The sequence below is a fragment of the Actinomycetota bacterium genome, assembly GCA_030682655.1.
GTDB lineage: Bacteria > Actinomycetota > Coriobacteriia > Anaerosomatales > JAUXNU01 > JAUXNU01.
In genome coordinates this window covers 1-2,530 of the sequence record JAUXNU010000004.1, presented here as the reverse complement: position 1 = coordinate 2,530, position 2,530 = coordinate 1, and the positions used below count along the sequence as shown (strand labels likewise).

Annotated in this window: 2 protein-coding genes; both read right to left on the bottom strand. The window is 65.5% G+C overall.

Features of this window, described 5'->3' with window-relative positions; translation table 11 throughout:
- A partial coding sequence (locus Q8K99_00225) for a hypothetical protein (GenBank protein ID MDP2180981.1) occupies nucleotides 1–318 on the bottom strand: 318 nt, incomplete at its 3' end.
- A 155-nt stretch (nucleotides 319–473) separates the two neighbouring features.
- A complete protein-coding gene (locus tag Q8K99_00220; protein MDP2180980.1) occupies nucleotides 474–2,465 on the bottom strand; it encodes an ABC-F family ATP-binding cassette domain-containing protein in 1,992 nt (663 codons plus the stop codon).
- Between the last annotated feature and the right edge of the window lie 65 nt (nucleotides 2,466–2,530).

The following is a 2,530-nucleotide window of genomic DNA, read 5'->3' as shown; positions in this document are numbered from 1 at the left end:
GGTCGCGCCCATCGGCAGGTGCTGCTTGAGATACGGTTTCAGCGCCTTCTCGAATGCGGCGCGGTTGCGATCGATCGGTATGTGATCCGTGACCGCAACCACGTGGTCCCCGGGTCCGGCGGCTCTCGGGCATGCGTGTCGCACGAGCCACTCGAACGTACGGCGGTACAGCACGTGAGGTGCTTGAAACGATGGGTTCGTCCGATTCTTGCGAATGATCACCGAGTACGCGCAGAACTCCGTCAAGTCCTCGCGAATGGCCGCGAAGACCCGGTCGCGAACAGCCCGCCTGTCCTCCGTGGCGTGGAAGTACTCCAAGTTGAGGCCGCGCTCGAGTCGAAGTTGCCCGCCTCGTCGAAGTAGAGGTAGGTCGTCGTACCGCTTTGAGGCTCCCCGTGGGTCATGCACTGGACGATACAAACGTATGTTCGTATGGTCAAGACTCGGAGCGCTTGATATCGCGGCGGGTGCTATCACTCGGATCCTTCGAGTTCCTCGATCTCCTCGCTCAGGCTGACCCACTCCCCCTCGAGCCCCGGCATGCGCTGCTTGAGCGCCTGAAACTCCGCCATAGCAGCGTCGAAGGCCTCCCTGTCGGCATAGAACTCCGGATGGGCCATCCGGCCCACGAGCGCCTCGTAACGCTCGTGCGCCTCGGCGAGCTGAGCTTCGATGACCGCGAGCCTTCCGCGTCTGTCCCTTGTTGAGCGGTATGCCCGATTCCGGGCCTCGGCCTCGACCCGCTTCTGCACCTTGGTCTTCGGACCGGTCACCACCGCGTTGGGCGAAGGCACCGGCGCACGAGCTGTCACGGGACTCGGTATCGCGCTCGGGCTCCGGACCACAGTGCTCTGGGTCTCGGCCTGCGCGCGTTTCCAGAGGTAGTAGTCGTAGTCGCCGTCGTACAGCGTCGCTCGCCCGTCCCGAACCTCCACTATCCGGTTCGCGATGGCGCGGATCAGGTGCCGATCGTGTGTGATGAGCACGATGGTTCCGCTGAACTGCTCGAGCGCGGACTCGAGCACGTCGCTCGAGGCGATGTCGAGATGGTTCGTCGGCTCGTCGAGGCACAGGAGCGGCGCGGGCTTCACGAGCATCTTCGCGAGCGCGAGCCGAGCCTTCTCCCCGCCGGACAGAACGCGCACGCGCTTGTCGACGTCGCTACCGGGAAAGAGGAACGCGCCGAGGAGGCTGCGCACCTCGGCCTGCGTCCACCCCGGAGCTACATCGTCGATCTCCCGGTAGACGGTCGAGCGAAGGTTGAGCGCCTGAAGCTGGTGCTGGGCGAAGTACGCCACCTCCACGTGTGCGCCGAGGGTGCGCTCTCCCGCGTCTGCCTCGAGCACGCCCGCGAGGAGCTTCATGAGAGTCGACTTCCCCGCCCCGTTCGGGCCGACGAGTGCGACCTTGTCGCCCCTGTGGAGCGCGAAGTCCAGGCCGTCGTAGACGATGTTGTCGCCGTACGCCTTGCGAACGCCATCGAGTCGGATGACTTGGTCTCCGGTACGCGGAGGCTGAGGGAAGCGGAATCGGACCTTCTTCCTCCCCCCCGGAAGCTCGATCTGCTCGATCTTGCCAAGGCGCTTGACGCGTTCCTGCACCTGGCGCGCCTTGCTCTCCTTGTAGCGGAAGCGATCGATGAATACCTGCATGTGCGCGATCTCCCGCTGCTGTGCCTCGTACGCGGCTCGCAGCTGTTCGAGCGCGACCTCCCTCTGCTGTTCGTACGAGCTGTACGAACCCTTGAAGACCGTCACCTTGCGCTGGTCGATGTCCGCGACATGGTCAACGAGGCCCTCCATGAAGGCGCGGTCGTGGCTCACGAGCACGATGGCTCCCTCGTAGGAGCGCAGGAACCCTTCGAGCCACGTGACCGATTCCAAGTCGAGGTGGTTCGTCGGCTCGTCGAGCAGAAGAACGTCAGGCTGCCTGAGCAGGAGCTTGCCCAGCGCAAGGCGCATGAGCCAGCCCCCCGAGAACTCCGCAGCATCGCGCGTGAGGTCGCGTTCCTTGAACCCGAGGCCGAGCAGGACGGCGCGGGCCTGCGGCTCGAGCAGGTAGCCGTCGAGCGCCTCGAACCGCTCGCGGACTCGGCCGTACTCGCCGAGCAACCGGTCCTGCTCCGGCCCCTCGTCGGCCTCCGCGAGATCCTCCTCCAGCACGCGCATCCGGTGCTCGAGTGAGGTGACGTGTTCCGCTGCGGAAAGCGCCTCGGCGAGCACGCTTCGGCCAGCCATCTCGATGGCTTCCTGTTGGAGATAGCCGATGACCGCGTTCTTCGCGAGCGCCACCGTGCCATCGTCCGGGTGCTGCAGCCCAGCGATGATCTCAAGCAGCGTGGTCTTGCCCGAGCCGTTCGGGCCAACGAGTGCAACCCGGTCCCGCGCACGGACGCGCAGCGAGGCCCCAGCGAACAGGACGCGCTCGCCGAAGGTCTTGGTCACGTTGTCGACGGAGATGATCACCGCGCCAGTCTACTCGATGGACGGCAACGCAAAGGCCCCGGCACGCGTGCCGGGGCCTTTGCGTT